Raw genomic sequence first — 19,181 nt, forward strand, 5'->3', positions numbered from 1 at the left:
CCTGTTCCGGCCGGATGTTCCCCCCGGCTCGGGACCCTGTGACTGGCCGGTGCACAGGACCGGCCAGAACCCGAAAGAAACTCGACTCATAAGGAGGGGCGGCTTTTCAGCCGCCGGCCTTATGCGGCATAGGTGATCCGGCCTCCGCAGATGGTGTAACGCGGTGTCACATCCGCCATCTCTTCGGCCTCGATGGCCACGAGGTCGCGGTCCCAGATGACGAGATCGGCAACGAAGCCCGGCTTCAGCATGCCTTTCCAGCCCTCGGCGAACTCGGCATAGGCCGCGCGCACCGTGTAGGCATCCAGAACCTCCATCAGCGTCTGCCGGTTGTCCGGAAGATCATCGCTCCAGGGCTTGCGCGTCATGGCCGAGTGCATCGACAGCATGGGAGACACGGGCGAAACCGGCCAGTCCGTCGAGAGGATCAGGTCGATGCCCGCATCGCGCACCGCCCGCCAGGCAAAGGACCGGGCCCAGTTGCCGCGGCCGATGCGCGACAGGGTCGGCTCCAGCGGCAGGCCCATCTGTCCGGGCGGCACGGTCGGCTGCATGGAGGCAATGAGCTTCATGTCGGCCATCCGCTTCAGATCGGAGGCGCGGATGACTTCCAGATGCTCGATCCTGTGGCGGCTGTCGCGGCGGCCGTTGCTGGACACGGCGGCGGCATAGCCATCGATGGTCCTGGCGACGGCGCCGTCGCCGATGGCGTGAACGGCGATCTGAAGCCCCCGCTTGTCCGCTTCCACGCAGACGCGGTCGAAGGTCTCCTGATCGAAGCGGGGCTCGCCCTTCCAGCCCGGACGGTCGGCATAGTCATCCCACATCAGCGCCGTGTGGGAATCCAGCACGCCGTCCATGAACATCTTGACGGTGCCCGAGTTCAGCCACTCGCCCTGGAAATCCGCATTCATCTGCGCGGCCTTGTCCATCTGCGCGGCAATGTCCCCGCCGGTGTAGTGCAGCGGGATGCGCCCGCGGCAGATGAGGCCGCCCTCGGCCTCGATCTCGGCGAGAAGCTCCAGCTGATAGCGGTTGCCATCCATGTTCTGGAAGCTGGTGATGCCATGGGCGGCCAGATGCTGCAGCCCGCGCTTGAGAAGCTCGCGGTCATAGGCCCGTTCGGCAGGGCCCGGCGCCGGATGGGGTTCGTCCCCGGTGCTGAGGCCCAGCATGTCGCGCCCGCCGATGGCGCCAAGGGCAATCACGTCATCAAAGGCATAATGCTCGCGCAGCTCGCCGGTGGCCAGACCATCGCTGCCCATCACGATCTCGTTGCCGGGGGGCAGCGCCCGCCCTTGCAGAAGCCCGGCCCTGGTGAGGGCGAGGGTGTTCGCCCAGACCGTGTGGTGATCGGGCGCCATCACGGCCAGAGGCCGGTCAGCAATCATCGCGTCCAGCGCATGCCGGTCAACGTTCCGGTCTTCCCCCAGAATGGTGTAATCGCAGCCATTGGCAAGCAGCAGCGGATCGTCCGGCCGTGCGGCGGCATAGGCCTGAATGGCCGCCTTCACCGCGTCAAAGCCCTTGATGGCGAACAGCGAGAGCTGGTCCAGCTCGCCCGATCCGCCGAAAATGTGGATGTGGCTTTCGTTCATGCCGGGCGTCACGGAAGCGCCGCCCGCGTCGATCACCTGCGTGGCCGGGGTTCTGTAGGCGGCGATCCCGCTGGCGCTGCCGATGGCCAGCACGCGCCCGCCGGCAATGGCAACCGCCTCAGCCTCGGGCTGGTCCGGGTTCATCGACAGGATACGCCCGTTGGTGACGATCATTTCTGCAGAAGCGGTCATGCTGGTCCTCTGAAAGGATGATGAAAAGTGCCCGGAGAGAGACTGGTACAGAGAGTGGGGCCAAAGATGGGGCCAGACACCGTTTCGGGGCAGGCGCCTGTTGCGCGCCTGCCCCCTCCGGCGGCTGCTTCGCCTTGCCCGTCAGGGCCTTCAGCTCTGCTGCATCTCGGTCCAGATCTGGTTGATGAAGTCGGTCTTGAGAGCCTGCATCTCGTAATGCGGCCGCACCGGATCGATGGTCGAGGAGACGGCATCGAATTCCTCGTCGGTGAGGTCCGTGACCGACCGGTCCACGACCGGCGCGCTGCCGAGTTTGCGGGCGAGCTTGGACTGGATCGAGGGCTGGGACATGTAATCCATGTAGACATAGGCAAGGTCGAGCGATGAGGCCGCCGCCTTGGTCACGGCCCAGCTGCCGTAGTCATAGATGCCGCCTTCGACCGGCATGGTCGAGCGCACGGGGAAGCCGTCCCGCACGGCAAGGCGCGTGACGTCATGGAAATACTGGCCCATCGGGATTTCGCCGGACTTCAGCGCCTGCTCGAACTGGGCCTCGTCGCGGTACCACAGCCGCACGTTGGGCTTCAGCTCGGCCACCTTGGCGCAGGCCTCGCGGATGCCCTCGTCCGTGTCCAGATGGCTGATGCCGCCGAAATAGACCTTGGCCGCCACTTCCAGCAGATAGGAGTTGCCGACATTGGCAAGGAGGCCGAGGCTGTCCTTGTATTTCGGGTCCCACATGTCCGCCCAGGACTTGGGCTCTTCCGGATAGACATCCGTGTTGGTGACCAGCGTGATGTACCAGCCCACGGCGCCGATGGCGGCGATCTGCTCCTTCGCGTCGCGCTGCACCAGCTCCGGCTTGATGTGTTTGAGGTTGGGCATCCTGGCCGGGTCGAGCGGCGCCCACAGGCCGCTGTTGGCGCCGCGGATGACGGGCACGCCCGCCATCATCGAGATGTCCACCGGCGAGCGCCCGGCCCGTGCGGCCTGCTCAAGCTGGATGAGCCACACTTCTCCGGTCGGCTCGCCGACGCTTTCGACCGCGATGCCCGTGTCTGCCGTAAAGTCCGGGAAGATCTCGGCGTCAAACGTGTCCTTGAAATAGCCCCCATAAACGCCGATGCGCAGCTTCTTTTCCTGGGCGCGCAAGATGTTGGGGAAGCCGGTGATCATGGGCGCCAGAGCGAGGCCCGAAAGGCCTTTCAGCAGGGTGCGCCGGCGGAAGGAAAGGCCAGAATTGCTGTCGTTTGTCATGAAGTTCCCCTCTTTTTTAGGCTTGATTAAAGGGGATGCTGGCGGATCGGGCCGGGTCATTACACAAGAATATGGGGAGGGTCACTTCGGCAATTCCCGAACTTCCACCGCTGCGGTGCTCAGTTAAGGTCTTGCCCATCCCCATCCCCATCCCCATCCTTGGGGCAGGGTGCCCGGCCGTGGCGCCCGGGCATGGCAGTTTGCCGCCGCGAGCATTTGGTGCATTCTGTGTCCATGAAGATATCGGGTTCAGACCTTCACCTGCTTCGCGTGTTTGAATGCGTGGTCCGCAACGGCGGCATTTCGGCTGCCCAGATGGAGCTGTCCCTCAGCCAGCCCACGATCTCGAACCATCTGACGGCTCTGGAGCAGCGCATCGGCGTCAAGCTGTGCGAGCGCGGACGGCGCGGCTTTTCGCTCACCCATGAGGGGCGGCGGGTCTACGAGATCAGCGTGGAAATGACGGGGATGCTCGATGCAGGCTCCGCGCGCCTGTCCTGCCTGCGCAGTGCTCTTGCCGGCAAGGTCAGCGTCGGCGTCGTGGACTGCCTTTCGACCGACCCTTCCCTGCAGATGGCCGGGGCCATCGCGGCCATTTCCCGTGCGGCGCCCGAGATCGAGCTCAATCTCAGGATCATGCGGCCGAACGATATTACAAAGGCCGTTGCCTCGAACGAGATTGATCTTGGCATAGGCGGCTCGGACATCAAGGTCGCGGGCCTCACCTGCCGGCTGCTCTACCGGGAGGAAAATGCCCTCTATTGCGGGGTGGGCCATCCCCTGTTCGCGCTGCCCGGCGATGCCTTCACGATTGCCGACTGCTATGACTATCCGTGGGTGCATCGCGGCTACTGGAACGGGCTCAGGGGGCAGCGTTTCGGCGATCCGGTGAAGCACCGTGTGGCCTATGACATCGAGGCCGAAATGCTTCTGGTGCTGTCAGGCGCCTATCTGGGTGTGCTGCCGGTCCACTACGCCCAGACATTTGCCAGCCAGCAGCGGCTGCGGCGTCTACCGCTGCAGGAAGAGACCTATTTCGCGGATATCGAGCTCGCCAGGCGTTCGGGCGAGCAGGCCGCCAACGTGAACTATGTTGCCGAAGCAATCCTGAATGCGCACGGCTTACATTTGTAAATCTCAATGTACCGGTTCCCCGATTGGTATTTTCCCATAGGCGCGGCGGTCCTACCGTCCGTTGCAAAGAGGGGACATGGCCGGTTGCGGGCTGCTTCAAGCCTTCCGCAGGCGTCCTGTCCGCTGTGCCGCACAGGCCGGGCCTCTCCCCGTTTTTGATGATGCCGCACATCTCACCCTGCCGCAGAGCAGGGGAGGCAAGCGTCCGGTTTGGCCGGGGCAGCTGCCGGCACGTCCGGAAGCGGAAATCCTGCAATCAAAGGTGAGGGGAACGCACCTATGGGAAAGAACACGACCGGAAATCTGGGCCGGGCCCTGCTTCTTGCGGGCTGTCTGCTGCCATCCATGGCCATGGCGCAGACCAGACAGGTCTTCGTATACAATTTTTCGGACTATTTTGCGCCGGACACGATCTCCGGCTTCGCTGCAACGACGGGGATTGATACCCGCGTGGACTACTTCGACTCGCTCGAAATCCTCGAAACCCGGCTTCTGGCGGGCGGCAGCGGGTTTGATGTGGTGTTCCCCAGCGCGACGGTGGGGGAGCGGCTGATCACGGCTGGTGCCCTGCAGCCCATCGACAAGAGCAAGCTGAAGAACTACGGCGCGCTGGACCCCGAGCTGCTGAAGCTGCTGGGCGAACATGACGCGGGCAACACCTATCTGGTGCCCTACATGTGGCTGACCACAGGGGTGGCCTACAACAAGGCCATGATCGAGGAGCGCCTTCCAGATGCGCCTGTCGGCAGTCTGGCCATGGTCTTTGATCCCGAGGTGGCCGCAAAGTTCGCGGATTGCGGCATCGGCATCGTCGATGCGCCGAACGAGATCATCCCGATGGCGCTGAACTACCTCGGTCTTGATCCCTATTCCTCCAAGCCGGAAGACCTGCAGAAAGCGCAGGATCTGCTGATGGCGCTGCGTCCCAACATCCGCCACATGCAGAGCGGCAAGCTGATCGCCGACATGGCCTCGGGGCAGCTCTGCCTCGCGGTGATGTGGAGCGGTGACACGGGGATTGCCGCCGCCCGTGCGGTGGAAGCCGGGACGGGACAGGACATCCGCTACGCGCTGCCCAGGGAAGGCACGATCGTCTCCTTCGACACGATGGCCATTCCGGCCGGTGCGGCCAATGTGGATCAGGCGCTGGAGTTCATCGACTACATTCTCGATCCCAAGGTGGTTGCCGAAATCAGCAACGCCGTGTTCCTCGCCAATGCGAACGCCCAGGCAACGCCGCTGGTGGACGAGGCGATCACGCAGGACCCCAACATCTATCCGCCCTCGGAAGTTCAGGAAAAGCTGTTCGGCGACAGATCCCTGCCGCCCCGCCAGAACCGGGAGCGGACCCGGATCTGGACCGCCTTCCGCGCTGGCAACTGAAGATCCCGGTGAGGGGCACGATATGGAAAAGCCGTTTCTGAAAGTCGAAGGCCTCAGCAAGGCCTTCGGCAATTTCTTCGCCGTCAATGGTGTGTCGCTGGACGTGGGCCAGGGGGAGTTCTTCTCCCTGCTGGGCCCGTCCGGCTGCGGGAAATCGACGCTTCTGCGCATGATCGCGGGATTCGAAACCCCGACATCTGGAACCGTGACGCTGGACGATGCCGATGTGACCGGGCTTGCGCCGGAAAAGCGCCCGACGAACATGATGTTCCAGTCCTACGCGCTGTTCCCGCATCTCACCGTGGCCAGGAACATCGTTTTCGGTCTGGTGCAGGACCGTCTGCCGGGGGCCGAAATCGCCCGCCGTCTGGACGATGCCGTCCGCAAGCTGCAGCTGGAACCGCTGCTGGGGAGAAAGCCGTCGCAGCTGTCCGGCGGCCAGAGGCAGCGCGTGGCGCTGGCGCGTGCCCTCGTCAAGCGGCCGAAGATCCTGCTGCTCGACGAACCGCTGGGCGCGCTCGACAAGAACCTGCGAACCGAGACCCAGGACGAGCTGGTCCGCCTGCAGAAGGAACTGGGGCTGACCTTCATCATCGTCACCCACGACCAGCAGGAAGCCATGACGATGTCGTCCCGCATCGCCATCATGCAGGCGGGCCGCGTGCTTCAGATTGGAACGCCGGGAACGGTCTATGAAGACCCGGTCTCGCGCTATGTGGCGAAGTTCCTCGGGGAGGCCAACATCTTCGAGGTGGCCGGCGCCAGTGCGGCCCACGGCGCCGCCAGCGGGCAGGCAGACCTGACGCTTGCCGGGTTCGAGGGGCATTTCCGCGCAAGGCTTCCGGCAGGCGTGCCCCTGGACGGCCCCCTGTGGCTGTCGGTCCGGCCGGAGCGCGTCGAACTTGCGTCCTCCGGTCCCGGTGTGCCCGGCGTCGTCGAGGACATCACCTGCATGGGCGCCCAGCGGCGTTACCGCGTCCGGCTGGCCACGAACGGCACGCTCGACGCGCTGCGGGTGAACAGCGGAAGCGATGATTTCGCCACCGGTGAGGCGGTCGTTGCCCGGTGGGCGGACGGTGCCGCCCATCTTCTTGCGGAGTGACCGGGATGATCGCAAGGCAAATGTTCCGTCCCGGCGAGAGGCTTCTGGTCCTCCCGCCCTTCGTCTGGCTCGGCATCATGTTTCTGCTGCCGGCCCTTCTCGTGCTGGCCATTGCGCTGTCCTCGACCCGCGCCGGCATGCCGCCCTACGAGCCGCTCTTCACCTGGGATGGCGCCCTGCTGTCGATCAGCCTCAACTTCGAGAATTTCCAGTTTGTCCTGCGGGACGGGCTCTATGCGAGAGCCTATCTGAACAGTCTCAAGACGGCAGCGGTTGCGACCTTCCTCACGTTCCTGCTCGCCTACCCGCTGGCCTATGGCATCTCCTGCTGCAGGCGTCCGTGGCGCTCGGTTCTGCTGTTTCTGGTGATCGTGCCGTTCTGGAGTTCGCTGCTGATCCGCGTCTATGCGTGGATGGCCATCCTCAGCAATGACGGCCTGCTGAACAGCGGACTTCTCGCGCTCGGGCTGATCTCGCACCCGCTGCAGATCCTGCACACCCAGACGGCCGTCTACATCGGCATCATCTACACCTATCTGCCCTTCATGGTTCTGCCGGTCTACTCCAGCCTTTCGGACCGCGACCCGTCGCTGCTCGAGGCAGCGCGCGACCTTGGCTGCAGCCGCTTCTCCTCCTTCTGGCGTGTCACCTTTCCGCTCAGCCTGCCGGGCGTTGCGGCCGGCTGCGCGCTGGTCTTCATTCCGGTGGTGGGCGAGTTCGTCGTGCCCGATCTTCTTGGCGGCGCTGACACGCAGATGATCGGCCGGACGATCTGGATCGAGTTCTTCAACAACCGCGACTGGCCCGTCGCTGCGGCTGTCACCGTGCTGCTGGTGCTGCTGCTCGTGATCCCGGTCACCCTGTTGCAGTCCCGGATTTCCAAGGTGAGGGTTTAACCATGAGTCAGTCACCCGGTCCTAGCTGGTTCAACCGGCTGTCGATCCTTGCGGTCATGGCGTTCCTCTATGTGCCGATCCTGATCCTCATCGTGTTCAGCTTCAACAAGTCGAAGCTCGTGACCGTCTGGGGAGGGTTCTCAACCCAATGGTATGGCGCTGCCCTGTCCAACGCAGCCCTGCTTGACGGTGCCCGTGTCAGCTTCACGGTGGCGGCTGTCTCGGCCACGCTGGCAACCTTTCTGGGGCTGCTTGCGGCGCTGGTCATGGTGCGCGTCCGGCGGTTTCGCGGCAGAAAGGTCTTCACCGGCCTCCTGACCGCCCCGATGGTGATGCCGGAGGTGGTGCTGGGTGTGTCGATGCTGCTGATGTTCGTCGCCCTTGGCATCGACCGCGGGCCGCTGACGATCACGCTGGCCCATGCCACCTTCACCATGTGTTTTGCGGCCGTGGTGCTGCAATCGCGCCTTGGCAGCCTGGATCCGTCGCTGGAGGAAGCGGCGCGGGATCTGGGCTGCCCGCCCGTCACCGCCTTCATCAAGGTGGCGCTGCCGAACATCATTCCGGCCCTGGCATCGGCCTGGCTGCTGTCCTTCACCCTGTCGCTGGATGACCTCGTCATCTCGACCTTCACGACCGGGCCGGGCGCCTCCACATTGCCGATGAAGATCTATTCCCAGATCAAGTTCGGCGTCACACCCGAGATCAACGCCGTTTCGACGATGATCCTCGGCATCGTCGCCTCCGGGCTTCTGGCTGCTGCTGCCGTCTCGCGGTGGGGTGGGGCAGGGGCCGGCGGGCGCTGACGCCGGGCGCGGTTGTTCCGGGGGCCGGAGTGAGATATTCCGGCCCTGCTCCCATCCGCGCCTGTTCCGCATTAGAATATTCCGCCCATGCTCCGGCCTGCGGCGGCCATCCCAAGGCTCACGTTGAAACGGCCTCCGCCTGTCAGGGGTCTTTCCGTCCAGAACGCGAGGTAGTCCGGTGCATATGCAGACACAGCCCACGCAGACCTCCCTTGATGCTCTGCTCGCCAGCATCGGCGCACCGGAGCTTCCCCTTGACCTTGTCAGCGCGCGGGTGGCGGCGGTCTATGGCCTTACCGGCGAATGGCGCCGGCTGGGCGGCGAGCGGGAGCAGAATTTCCGCCTGACCAGCGCGGAGGGGGTGCAGTTCGTGATCAAGATTGCCTCTCTGCAGGAGCCGGCCGGGAGCCTTGCGTTCCAGATCGAGGCGCTGGACCATATTGCCCGGATGGACCCGGACCTGCCCGTGCCGCGCGTGGTGCGGACCCTTGCGGGCGCGCCCATGGCCACGATTGCCGGGGCGGGCGGAAAAGACCATGTGCTGCGCGTCCTCACCTTCCTGCCGGGGCAGATCCTGCTCGACGCCATTGCGGCGGAGCAGCGGACGCTTGGCGCGCCGGAGCTGATCGCCCTCGGCGCCATGAGCGGGCGCCTGGCGCGCGCGTTGCAGGGCTTCCATGGCCGGGGCGCGCCGGACCGCATGCCCTGGGACCTCAGAAGCGCGGCGGTTCTGGCCGCCGGCCTGCTGGACCACATGCCCGCCCGCATCCGCCCCACGGCGGCCGCGCTTCTGCCGGAGCTGGAGGCCAGCCTGAGCGGGGCCCTGCCACGGCTGCGCGGGCAGGTGATCTACAACGACTTTCACGAGTCCAACATTCTCGCCGCGTTTGAACCGGCGTTCCGTGTTGCGGGCATCATCGACTTCGGAGACATGGTCTACGGGCCTGTGGCCCAGGATCTGGCGGTGACCATTGCCTCGCTGATCCACTGGAGTGCTGACCCGGTGTTCGCCGCAAGCTGCCTGGCGCGCGGCTATCAGCGCCACATGCCGCTGGCCGCCGAAGATCTGGCCCTGCTGCGCGATCTGGTGCTGGCCCGGCTGCTGCTGCAGGTGGGCATCGTCTCCTATCAGTCCGCCGCCAGCGGCTCCGGCGTGCCGCTGGATGATCTGCAGCCGCTTTACATGAGCGCGATCGAGCGCTTGTCCAAGGTGAGCGCGGCGGATTTTGCCGCCGGCATCCTGCCCTCCGTCGTGCCGGTCAGCCTGCCTGCCGCCGCCACCGGCGCAAGCCCGGCGCCGGCCCTGCTGCAACAGCGTGAGGCCGTGCTCGGCAAGACCTACACCTTCTACAACGAGCCACTGGAACTGGTGCGGGGCCGGGGCTCCCGGGTCTATGATGCGGCGGGCAAGGAATATCTCGACTGCTACAACAATGTCGCCAATCTCGGGCACTGCCACCCCTATGTGGTGGAGGCTCTGGCGCGGCAGGCGGCGACGCTCAACACCAACTCGCGCTACCTGCACAAGGAAGTCGTGCGGCTGGGCGAGCGCCTGTCGCAGACCCTGCCGCCGCATCTGGACACGTGGATCTTCGTCTGCACCGGATCGGAAGCCAATGACCTTGCCGTGCGCATGGCACGGGCGGTGACGGGCAAGGAAGGCATCGCCGTCACCGAAAACAGCTATCACGGCAACACCTCTGTCAGCGCGCCGCTGTCGCTGATCGACTATGACACGGAAAGCCGCCCGGCGTGGGTGGAAACCGTGCCGCCGCCAAACCTTTACAGGGGCCTCTACCGGGGCCTCTACCGCCAGGGCGACAACGATGCCGCAGCGAAATATGCCGCTCATCTCGATGATGCGGCGGACAGGCTGGCGCAGAACGGCAAGGGGCTGGCCGGGCTGATGATCGACTCGATCTTCGATGCGAACGGGGCCCTCGTGCCGCCGGATGGCTACATGCAGCAGGTCTATGCCGCCGCCCGCCGCCAAGGCGCGCTGACGATTGCCGACGAGGTGCAGATGGGCTTTGCCCGCTCCGGCACCCACATGTGGGGCTTCCAGGCCTTTGATGTGGAGCCGGACATCGTCACCATGGGCAAGCCCATGGGCAACGGCCACCCGGTCGCAGCCCTTGTCACCCGGCGCGAGATTGCCGCAAGGCTGCAGACGGCAGGGGGCTACTTCAACACCTTCGGCGGCAACACCGTTTCCTCCGTGGTGGCCAATGCCTGTCTCGACGTGCTGTGGGGCGAGGACCTGCAAGGCAACGCAAGGCGGAGCGGGGAGATCCTCAAGGCGGGCCTTGAGGAGATGCAGGCGCGCCATGAGTTGATCGGCCACATTCAGGGGCGCGGCCTTTTCCTCGGTGTGGAGCTGGTCACCAGCCGGGAGACGAAGGCGCCCGCAAAGCTGGCGGCACGCTGGGTGCGCGAGCACATGAAATCATCCGGCGTTCTGGTGTCCTCGACGGGGCCGCTCGGCAACATCATCAAGATCAGGCCGCCGCTGGTGTTCAGCGCCGCCGATGCCGCGATCTGCCTGCAGGCGCTGGACAGCGCGCTGCAACAGGTGCCCGCCGGACTGCGCAAGGCTGACTGAACCCGTCTGCGGCGCGTGCGCTGTCTCCATGCCCTATGATTTCGGGGCGTTCTGCAGCCCGGCCCGGTAACGGGCGGAAGGCGCCAGCCTCACGGCGTTCGGGAGACACCGGCCGGGAGCGGGTTTTTGGCAAGTTCCTCCGTGATTTCGGGTTCAAGCGGGACATTGAAGCTGCCCAGAATGAAGCCGAGCACCGTGTAGAAACCCACTGTCGCCATCAGGTCCAGAAGGCCATCTGTTCCGGCCAGCTGGACAACCTCTTCCTGAAGGGCGGGCGGGAGGCGGTGACGGGCGAAAAGCTCGTCGACGGCGGCGCAAAGGATCCGGTCGCCGGGCTCCATTTCGTCCAATGGGCCTGCGATGGACGCAAGGCGCGCATCTGAGATGCCGCAGGCCCGGCCGCGGCTGACGTGATGCGCCCATTCATAGGAGGAGCCTGTCCTGACGCCCGTGCGCAGGATGACGATCTCACTGCGCTGCTTGCCGAGGGCTCCTTTCAGGACGACATGCTCCCGCAGCGGCGCCCAGGCCGCAAGCAGCGCGGGATGATGGGCCATGACGCGGTAAACGTTGAGCCGCCCGGCGAAGGTGTCTCTCACCTCTTCCAGCGATGCCGGCCAGTCCTTATCCTCGATCGGATGCAATTCCAAGATCTTCCTCCCGTTTCAGACAGGCACAAACCGCATCGGCAGCCGCGAGAAGCCCCGTAGAACGTTGTTCATGGCGAGCGTGGGCTCGCCGGTCTCGATACGTGCAACTTTCTTCAGCATCGCCGCCAGGATCGATTTCATTTCGAGGCGTGCCAATTGCATTCCGGCGCAGGCGTGAATGCCGTGTCCAAAGCCGACATGATCCGGCAGGGGCCGTTTCACATCGAAGACCTGCGGATTGGTCCAGCGCCTTTCGTCGCGGTTGGCCGATGCATAGAGAATGAGAACGCGCGCGTCCTTCTGCAAAGGGATGCCGTCCAGTTCGGTATCCCGTGACACGATGCGGGTGAAGCCCCGGATTGGCGATTCCAGCCGGACGGCCTCGTTGATGGCGTTTGAAATCAGGGACGGCGTTTCCCGCAGAAGAGCCCATTGCTCCGGGTTCTTGCCCAGCTGATACATCAGATGACCGGTTGCGAAGATCGTCGTATCCAGACTCGGGCCGAGATAGTCGCGCATCAGCACCTGCACGCGGCTGCTTTCGATCAGCCCGTCCCGGGCGGCATCATACAGCTTTGCGACCCAGCTGCCCGGCCGGACCTTGTCCTGCGTGGCGCCTGCGTTCGTATATGCGCGCATTTCGTGGACAACCGGAAGCGCCTTTTGCGCGCGCTCGTTATCGCCCCCCAGCATGTCGAACACCGCGGCGGCCCATTTCAACTGGTTCTCTCGGCCGAAGTCGGGCATCCCCACCAGCTCGGTGACGATCGACAGCGGGAGATATTGCGCAAGATCGAGCATGCCGTCGAACGTGTCCCGTGCGATCAGCCTGTCGATCAGGTCCTCGGCAGAGGACGCTATCCTGTCCTTCACCTCCTGCAAGGCCTGCACCGTCAGGGGCGCGCCGACGATCTTGCGCAGCTTGTCATGCAAGGGCGGATCGGAGGCAAGCAGGTTGCCGGGCGCCATCTCATTTGCCCGGCGGTTGGCGGCAACGCCCTTGCCGGACTGAAACACCTCATGGTCAGCCAGGCATTTGCGGACATCGGCGTGCCGCCCGACCGCCCAGAGATCATTGCGGGGCAACCAGACCGCCGCGCCCAGATCGCGGATGCGCGCGTAATGCGGATAGGGATCGCGCAAGACGTCCCCGTCATAGAGGTCCACGTCATACTCGGGTCTAACGTCTTCAGCTCTCACGCGTTTTCTCCCGGTTTCGCTCAAGGTGCCCTCTTCAGCTAGGGCCTAAACCCGGTCAGGAACAACGGCCATTCCGGCTGTGTCCAAGGAGTGGACACCCCGTGCGGCGCAATTGTCCACTGGGTGGACGCATCGCTGAATGAGGATGGGCGCAGTCCTGAAGAATTATATCAGGGCTTGATCAGGGCCGGACAGCGCCCTGCGCCGCCCGCAGGCCGGCAACCTCCTTCAAGCCGAACAGCCAAAGATGGACCCAATGACAAAGATCCATTTCATATCCGCAACTGGCATTGAAACCGTCATCGACGCCCGCGACGGGGACAGCGTCATGCATGCGGCGATCCTCAACGATGTGGAGGGAATCCTGGCCGAGTGCGGCGGTTCGATGATGTGCGCAACCTGTCACTGCTACGTCGATCCGGCCTGGCAGGACAGGGTCACGCCGCCATCGGAGCCGGAGGCCGGTATGCTTGCCTCTGCCGCAAGCGCGGTCAGGGCAACAAGCAGGCTCTCCTGCCAGATTACCGTGGGGCCGGAACTGGAGGGTCTCGTCATTCACCTGCCCGAGGCCCAGCTATGAGCGCCGGCCGGCGGGTGGTCATTGTTGGAGCGGGGCAGGGAGGGTTCCAGACCGCAGCCTGTCTGAGACAGGAGGGGTTCGCAGGATCGATCCTGATGATCGGAGACGAGCCCGGCCTGCCCTATCAGCGGCCGCCCCTTTCCAAGGCCTATCTCAAGGAGGGGGATGCGGCCCGGCTGGAATTGCGCCCCCGCGCCTTCTACGAGCGGCTTGGCATTGAACTCGGCATGCCGAATGCGGCGCTGGAGATCGACCGGCAAAACCAGACCCTGCACACGGCAGATGGCGCGCGTCATCCATATGACAGCCTTGTTCTGGCGACAGGCAGCGCCTGCTTCCGGCCGCCGGTTCCGGGCGCCGGACTGCCCGGCATCTGCGAATTGCGTTCGCTGAAGGACGCGGACAGACTGCGCGAGGCGCTGAAGACAGCCAGACGCATCGTGGTGATCGGCGGCGGTTTCATCGGTCTCGAATTTGCGTCGGTGGCGCTGCAGGCCGGGCACGCGGTCACCCTGGTTGAAGCGCTGCCGCGGCTGATGGCGCGCGCGGTATCTGCCAGCCTGTCCAGCGCATTTGCACGCTTCCATCAGGCTTCCGGTCTGACGCTGAGGTTGTCGGAGAGCGTCACGGAGATCACGGCCGGAGCGCAAGGCGGTTACTGCGTTGCGCTCGGCAGCGATCAGATCGAATGCGACCTGGTGCTGATGGCGACCGGGGTTCGCCCCAATGTTTCACTGGCCGCATCGGCTGGACTGGTGATTGAAAACGGTGTCAGCGCCGGCAGGACGCTGCAGACCTCCGATCCGCAGATTTTTGCCCTTGGGGACTGCGCTTCGTTTCCAGATCCCTTCACCGGGCGGCGTGTCCGGCTGGAGTCCGTTCAGGCGGCGGTGGATCATGCGCGGCTGGTCGCGAAAAACATCGCGAAGCAGGAGGCGTCGGTCTATGGCGCCTTGCCCTGGTTCTGGAGCGATCAGGGCGGATGGAAACTGCAAATTGCAGGTCTTTCGCTGCCCGGTGACGATGAGGTTCTGATCGAACGGGATGGCCGGCCGCTCTCTGTTTTCCGCTTCAGGTCCGGCAGGTTCGTGGCGCTTGAGACCGTGAACGGGCCTGCGGAGCACATGGCCGCACGGAAGATCCTGCAGGCGCCGGTCTCCCTGTCGCGCAAGGACCTCGAAGAGCGGGACTTTGACCTGAAGGGGCTTGCCCAGACCCTCGCGAAGGAGGGCTGAGCGGATGGCCCGCAACGTCCTGAGCGCGCATTTGTCCATACTGCGAACGCAGCTGCTCTTCGGCTGGCCCCAGGGTGAGGCCGCGCATACCAAGGGTTTATCCAATCGCTTTGACAGTTGCCGAGGTTTGAAATGACACAATATCCTCACATGGTCCCGGTGGTCATCATCGGCGCTGGCCCGACCGGTTTGACGCTCGCCAATCTTCTTGCGGCATATGGTGTCGATTTCATCATCGTGGACAGGGAGCCCGGCCCCCTCGACCTGCCGCGCGCCATTGTTCTCGATGACGAGGGCGCGAGAACGATGCAGGTTTTCGGCCTTGATGACAGCTACCTCCAGTCGACTGTCGCAGCTGCCGGCTCGCGCTACTTCACCGACAAGGGGGAGTGTTTTGCGGAAACGGGGCCGGGTCCGCTGACATACGGCTTCGCCAAGCGGCAATATATCTACCAGCCCGAGCTGGAGGCGGCGCTGCGCGAAAGGCTGGAGCAGCAGCGGCCAGGCACCCTGTTCTATTCTTCGGAAGTGGTGGACATCGCCTGCGGGGACGGGGAGGCGGCCGTTACGGTCAAGGCACCCGGCGGCAGCCTGCATACGATTTCCGCCAGCTGGGTTGCAGCCTGTGACGGCGGCCGCAGCCCGATGCGGGAAAGGCTGGGCATCGCCATGTCCGGCAACACCTACAAGCAGGACTGGATCGTTCTCGACATGACGGACGATCCCGACCACTCCCTCTTGTCCAAATTCTTCTGCAGCAACGTGCGCCCGGCGGTCAGCGTGCCCGCACCTAACGGAGGGCGCCGCTACGAGTTCATGCTTCTTCCGGGCGAAACGCGCGAGGAGGTCCTGGAAACCGGCTTCCTGACTGACCTGCTGAAGCCCTTCCGCAGCTATGACGAGGCGCATGTCCTGCGCAAGACCGTCTATACATTCCACGCGCGCATTGCGGACAGGTTCCGCGACAAGCGGATCCTGCTGATGGGAGACGCCGCCCACCTGACCCCGCCCTTTGCGGGGCAGGGCATGAATGCGGGCCTGCGCGATGCTCACAACGTTGCGTGGAAGCTGGCTGCCAGCCTTCTTGGCGGCGCCAGCCCGTCGATCCTCGACACTTACGATTCAGAACGCCGCAAACCGGCGTGGGACATGATCCTGCTCGCGGTTTCCATGGGCAATTTCGTCATGCCGCTGGGGGAAGAGGATATCCGCTTCCGGGATCACCTCCTGAAGGCGCTCGGGCCGTTTCCGGCGGTCAAGGATTACCTCATGACGATGCGGTTCAAGCCGAAGCCGCGGCATGAGGCCGGGCTTTATCTCGACCTTGGCGCGCAGATGCTCGAAGCCTCTCTGGTGGGGGAAATGATCCCGCAGCCCACCGTTCACCGTGACGGGCGGTCCGTCAGGCTCGACAGGCTCCTGGGCACCGGTTTTGCACTTCTGGCCCAAAGCGATGCGGGCGCCGGAGCCTTGCAGCAGCTGGACCGGACGGAACTGCTCGGCCTGCCCCTGTCAAAGGTCATCCTTTCTTCGGGTTTCCTGAACGCTTCGGCCGGGGCGTGGCAGACCGGGGCGTGGCAGGCCGGGCCGGAGGCCGCCGCCATTGCCCGGCCGCTCCTCACCCATCGCGATCAGGTCATGCTGATACGGCCCGACCGTTATTGTGCCGCCGTCTTCCCGCCCGCGGAGCTGCAGGCGGGACTGGACCGCTATCTCTCGCTCACGGCCGCTGCGGACGAGGACAGTTCCCCCACAATGGCCTGCGCGCAGCTCAGCAGTTCCTCGCGGCAGGTCTCCACCGCCTGATCGAAACTCATGGCGGAGGCGATCCAGATCAGCGTGAGACAGGCAATCGGCCGCCCGTCCTTCAGGACCGGCGCGGAAATGCTCATCGTCTTGTCGTTGAAGCCCTTGGTCCGGTAGCCGAGCCCCAGACGGCGGGACTGCTCGATGATATGGTCGAGCGGTCCGTCCTGCAGGTAGTAGGGCTTGGAAATGCCGGTCTCGGCTTCGAGCCCGGACAGGATGTGAAGGCGCTCTTCGTCCGGGCAAAAGGCGATATGGGCGCGTCCTCCGGACGTGTCCAGCACGGGAAGACACCGCCCCACCATGCCGTGATCCACCGAGAACGGGCTCAGGAAATGGGTGGACTCCCGGATCTCCATCTTGAAATCGCGGAACACGACGAGATCGAGCGGCCAAAGCACGCGCCGCGCCGTCTTCATCATCTGCGGAACGGCAATCTGCGACACCCAGTAGTCATCACGGAAACCGGAGCTCAGCGTGCGGGTTGTCAGGGTCGGGCGCCATGTGTCGTCAGAAGAGCCCCGGACGACGAAGCCAAGCGATTCCAGGGTTTCGAGCAGCCGGTAAGCTGTCGGCCGCGGGATGCCGGCCGCCTTGGCGACGTCTGCCGCCTTCATGCCATTGCGATGATTGACGGCCTGGAGAACAGCCAGGCCCCGCTCCAGCGAGCGGACGCTGCTAAAGGTTGAAATGGCCTGCCCCTCCTCGTCCGTCCACGCAGTGGACACTCCCGGCAGAGAAATTGCACCTGATTTGACCCATGTCAATGCTGCGGGTGGCGAAGCGCGAGGAGGCGCCGCCACGGAGGAGCAGATGATCCGATTGCGCAATTTTTCGGAGACCCTATCGCGGATGCTGGCGCTGGTGGGTTTCTTCGGCCTCTTCATTCTGGCCAGCATGACGTCCCTGGACATCCTGATGCGCTGGGTCCTGGCGATGCCGCTGCAGGGGGTCAACGACGTCAGCGCCGTCGTCATGGCCGTCGTCATCTCCTCCTGTGTCCCGGCCAATCTGGCATTCAAGCAGAATATCCGCGTGGAAATGCTCGGGGCGGCGGCCGGCCCTTTCGTCGAACGGATCCTCGAGGCCTTTGCCAGCGTTCTCACGCTCGTCTTCATCGGCCTGATCGCCTGGCAGTTCATTCCCTACACCTGGGGTCTGAAGGAGGCGGGCAATACCACGTGGGTGCTGTACTGGCCGCTCTGGCCCTGGTGGCTCGCCGCGACGGGCATGCTGAGCTTTGCAGCGCTCGTTCAGGCCGTCGTCACCGTTGACGACCTGCTTTCCGTCTTCAAGGCCCGGCCACGGTCCGCCAGCCAGTGAGCGTGGAACGGACATGCCGGACTTTCAAAAGAAAACCAACGCGACTTGTGACGGAGCATCCATATGGATCCGCTAATTCTTGCCCTGGCCGGGTTCTGCATCATGCTTGCCCTGATAGCTCTCAGGGTGCCGATCGGCGTCTCCATGGCCCTTTGCGGTGTCACCGGATTTGCTCAGATTGCCGGCTGGGGCGCGGCCGTCTCCCTCATTGCCAGCGAACCGGCATCGGCAATGTCCAATCTGGATCTCTCGGTCATTCCCCTGTTCATGCTGATGGGCAGCCTGGCGGTGGCAGGCGGGCTTGCAACCGACATCTACGATGTGGCGGAAGCCCTGATCGGTCACCGGCGGGGCGGGCTGGCGACGACGACCATCTTGGCCAGCGCAGGTTTCGGCTCGGTCTGCGGCTCGGCAGTTGCCACCACGGCAACCTTTGGGCGCGTCGCGATGCCTGAAATGCTTGCGCGTGGATACAAGCCGGGTCTTGCGGCCGGTGCGGTCGCTGCGGGGGGCACCCTCGGGATCATCGTGCCGCCTTCAGGCATCGCGATCCTCTATTCCGTTCTCAGCGAGCAATCGATCCTGCAGCTCTTTGCTGCCTGCATCATTCCTGCGGGTCTTGCGGTCCTCTCCTATCTCATCGCGATCCAGATCTCCGTGAGGCGCGATCCGGACGCCGCACCTCCCGGCGAGATGCTGCCGCTGTCTGCAAGACTGCGCGCGGCAAGGAAGGCCTGGAGCGTCATCGTGCTCGCAACCGCCGTGCTGGGCGGCATCTATTCGGGCATCTTCACAGTGAACGAGGCCGCTTCGGTCGGCGTCTTCATCGCCTTCCTCTTCCTCGTGATGCGCGGCAAACTCACGCGGCAGACCTTTGTGCGCATTTTGGCCGATGCCAGCTCTGCTTCGGCGATGATTTACATCATGGTGTTCGGCGCGAACATCTTCTCCTATTTCATCTCGATCACGGGCGCCGCCGCTTTCATCATCAACGCCATCGCCGTGCTGCCCGTGCCCCCGGTCGTGATCATCTTCGGCCTGGTCGGCGTCTACATCTTCCTGGGGGCATTCTTCGACGAGGTCGCCGCGCTGGTGATCACCCTGCCGTTCGTGATCCCGCTGATGCAGCATCTCGGATACGACCTGATCTGGTGGGGCGTGATCAACATCATCCTGATCGGCCTCGGCATGCTGACGCCGCCGATCGGCATCAACGTGATGCTCCTGAACACGATGTACCGGGAGATCCCGATGGGCGTGATCATACGGGGTGTCGTGCCCTTCATCTGCGCCGGCATCTTCATGCTCGTCATTCTCATCGCCTTTCCCCAGCTCAGCCTCTGGCTTCCGTCCGTCCTGCAATAGGGGGTGGCTGTCCGCAGCGCGGACAGTTGCAACAGGCTGCGGGCCTGGGGGT

16 protein-coding genes are annotated in these 19,181 nt (G+C 64.4%); 11 read left to right on the forward strand and 5 right to left on the reverse strand.

Features of this window, described 5'->3' with window-relative positions; translation table 11 throughout:
• Positions 1-119 precede the first annotated feature (119 nt).
• A complete protein-coding gene (locus tag IF10I1_RS13050; RefSeq protein WP_186393024.1) occupies positions 120-1,790 on the reverse strand; it encodes an amidohydrolase in 1,671 nt (556 codons plus the stop codon).
• Positions 1,791-1,940: 150 nt separating this feature from the next.
• Positions 1,941-3,047, reverse strand: a complete 1,107-nt coding sequence (locus IF10I1_RS13055) for a PotD/PotF family extracellular solute-binding protein (RefSeq protein ID WP_186393023.1) — start codon at positions 3,045-3,047, stop codon at positions 1,941-1,943.
• Positions 3,048-3,281: 234 nt separating this feature from the next.
• Here IF10I1_RS13055 and IF10I1_RS13060 point away from each other — a divergent pair, with 234 nt between their 5' ends.
• From IF10I1_RS13060 to IF10I1_RS13085, 6 genes are all read left to right on the forward strand, one after another.
• Positions 3,282-4,181 carry a LysR family transcriptional regulator gene (locus tag IF10I1_RS13060; protein ID WP_186393022.1) on the forward strand — a complete coding sequence of 300 codons (900 nt, stop codon included), beginning with the start codon at positions 3,282-3,284 and terminating at the stop codon, positions 4,179-4,181.
• Between the two features lie 279 nt (positions 4,182-4,460).
• Positions 4,461-5,564 carry a polyamine ABC transporter substrate-binding protein gene (locus IF10I1_RS13065; protein ID WP_208977143.1) on the forward strand — a complete coding sequence of 368 codons (1,104 nt, stop codon included), beginning with the start codon at positions 4,461-4,463 and terminating at the stop codon, positions 5,562-5,564.
• Between the two features lie 22 nt (positions 5,565-5,586).
• The gene (locus IF10I1_RS13070; protein WP_186393021.1) at positions 5,587-6,666 is read left to right on the forward strand and encodes an ABC transporter ATP-binding protein; all 1,080 of its coding nucleotides are present in this window, start codon (positions 5,587-5,589) and stop codon (positions 6,664-6,666) included.
• A 5-nt stretch (positions 6,667-6,671) separates the two neighbouring features.
• Positions 6,672-7,562 carry an ABC transporter permease gene (locus IF10I1_RS13075; RefSeq protein WP_244284707.1) on the forward strand — a complete coding sequence of 297 codons (891 nt, stop codon included), beginning with the start codon at positions 6,672-6,674 and terminating at the stop codon, positions 7,560-7,562.
• 2 nt (positions 7,563-7,564) lie between these two features.
• Positions 7,565-8,368, forward strand: coding sequence for an ABC transporter permease (locus IF10I1_RS13080; RefSeq protein WP_186393020.1), 804 nt, complete (start codon positions 7,565-7,567; stop codon positions 8,366-8,368).
• A 184-nt stretch (positions 8,369-8,552) separates the two neighbouring features.
• Positions 8,553-10,970 carry an aminotransferase class III-fold pyridoxal phosphate-dependent enzyme gene (locus tag IF10I1_RS13085; protein WP_186414938.1) on the forward strand — a complete coding sequence of 806 codons (2,418 nt, stop codon included), beginning with the start codon at positions 8,553-8,555 and terminating at the stop codon, positions 10,968-10,970.
• Between the two features lie 89 nt (positions 10,971-11,059).
• Here the strand turns inward: IF10I1_RS13085 and IF10I1_RS13090 are convergent, their stop codons facing one another.
• Positions 11,060-11,620 (reverse strand): carboxymuconolactone decarboxylase family protein, encoded by a 561-nt coding sequence (locus tag IF10I1_RS13090; protein WP_244284706.1) that lies wholly within the window; start codon positions 11,618-11,620, stop codon positions 11,060-11,062.
• A 15-nt stretch (positions 11,621-11,635) separates the two neighbouring features.
• Positions 11,636-12,820: a cytochrome P450 gene (locus IF10I1_RS13095; RefSeq protein ID WP_186393018.1), complete on the reverse strand. Its 1,185-nt coding sequence runs from the start codon at positions 12,818-12,820 to the stop codon at positions 11,636-11,638.
• A gap of 256 nt (positions 12,821-13,076) precedes the next feature.
• Here IF10I1_RS13095 and IF10I1_RS13100 point away from each other — a divergent pair, with 256 nt between their 5' ends.
• The 3 genes from IF10I1_RS13100 (at position 13,077) to IF10I1_RS13110 (ending at position 16,441) form a co-directional block, all read left to right on the forward strand.
• On the forward strand, positions 13,077-13,400 hold the full coding sequence (locus IF10I1_RS13100; protein ID WP_058901135.1) for a 2Fe-2S iron-sulfur cluster-binding protein: 324 nt from the start codon (positions 13,077-13,079) through the stop codon (positions 13,398-13,400).
• The gene (locus IF10I1_RS13105) at positions 13,397-14,635 is read left to right on the forward strand and encodes an NAD(P)/FAD-dependent oxidoreductase (protein WP_186414939.1); all 1,239 of its coding nucleotides are present in this window, start codon (positions 13,397-13,399) and stop codon (positions 14,633-14,635) included. The genes IF10I1_RS13100 and IF10I1_RS13105 overlap by 4 nt, the downstream gene beginning before the upstream one ends.
• 132 nt (positions 14,636-14,767) lie before the next feature.
• Positions 14,768-16,441, forward strand: coding sequence for a bifunctional 3-(3-hydroxy-phenyl)propionate/3-hydroxycinnamic acid hydroxylase (locus IF10I1_RS13110; protein WP_186393017.1), 1,674 nt, complete (start codon positions 14,768-14,770; stop codon positions 16,439-16,441).
• Here IF10I1_RS13110 and IF10I1_RS13115 read toward each other — a convergent pair.
• Positions 16,345-17,133, reverse strand: a complete 789-nt coding sequence (locus tag IF10I1_RS13115; protein ID WP_371341222.1) for a helix-turn-helix domain-containing protein — start codon at positions 17,131-17,133, stop codon at positions 16,345-16,347. The genes IF10I1_RS13110 and IF10I1_RS13115 overlap by 97 nt on opposite strands.
• Positions 17,134-17,254: 121 nt before the next feature.
• On the opposite strand from IF10I1_RS13115, the gene IF10I1_RS13120 reads away from it, so the two are divergent.
• Positions 17,255-17,764, forward strand: coding sequence for a TRAP transporter small permease (locus IF10I1_RS13120; RefSeq protein ID WP_050473799.1), 510 nt, complete (start codon positions 17,255-17,257; stop codon positions 17,762-17,764).
• Positions 17,765-17,827: 63 nt separating this feature from the next.
• Positions 17,828-19,129 (forward strand): TRAP transporter large permease, encoded by a 1,302-nt coding sequence (locus IF10I1_RS13125; RefSeq protein ID WP_186393016.1) that lies wholly within the window; start codon positions 17,828-17,830, stop codon positions 19,127-19,129.
• The last annotated feature ends 52 nt before the right edge of the window (positions 19,130-19,181 follow it).

It is taken from the genome of Pannonibacter sp. I15F10I1 (assembly GCF_900185665.1).
In the GTDB taxonomy this organism is placed as follows: domain Bacteria; phylum Pseudomonadota; class Alphaproteobacteria; order Rhizobiales; family Stappiaceae; genus Pannonibacter; species Pannonibacter indicus.